The organism is Vibrio sp. 378 (assembly GCF_033339435.1).
This window is the reverse complement of sequence record NZ_JAWOUO010000626.1, coordinates 1-667: the sequence shown is the minus strand read 5'-3', so window position 1 is coordinate 667 and position 667 is coordinate 1. Positions and strand designations below refer to the sequence as shown.

The 667-nt window shown below is 47.1% G+C and carries 1 protein-coding gene; it reads right to left on the bottom strand.

Going from position 1 to position 667, the window contains the following annotated elements; genetic code table 11:
* Window positions 1–667: DUF3103 family protein (locus R7Q48_RS27935; protein ID WP_318133546.1), on the bottom strand; the 667-nt coding region annotated here is incomplete at both ends.

Here is a 667-nt window from a genome sequence, read left to right as displayed (position 1 = left end):
CTCCTGGGTGATCGACATACGACGTGTCTTGCATCAACGTGTAGAAAACGTCAACAAAGTCATCATCGTTGGTAAGCACACCATCTGGAATTGCATCGATGATCTTGTTTGTGATTTGTGGGATGACTGCGTATGCCTGAACTTGCGGATCTGGGATGGCTTTCAGAACTTCTTCAGCGACTTGCACCAATAGTTTAGCCAGCTGTTTGTAGTCTGTGCCGTCATCTTGCTCCATCAGAACAATATCTGCAGCGCCCCAGCGGTAGCGAGACCAGTGAATGATGATTTGATTTGGGTAGTAATCTTGGTTGTCGTAATCCAAGTAAGGAAGTTCTACCAGATCAATTGTCGGCTCGTCGCGGCTTGGATTGACACCTGTCACGATGGCGTAAACCTCTGCTTTGCCAGAGATCCACGGTTCTTTGTCATCCGCTAAGCGAATTTTCTTCAGTTGAGTTGTTTGAATCGGAGCGACATCACTTGTCGCTGCGCTTTGTAGCGTTGGTGAAGATTGTTTTTGACTCTCTGAATAATAAGGCTGAATTAGAGCTGGCTGACCCAGCTTTTTCATTTCTGCCTGCATCGCCTGTAAGCCTGCTTTGAGCTCTGCAGAGCTGTTGTTATCAACAACGAGTACAGGTACCTCAGGGAGTTGGTAAACATCGAG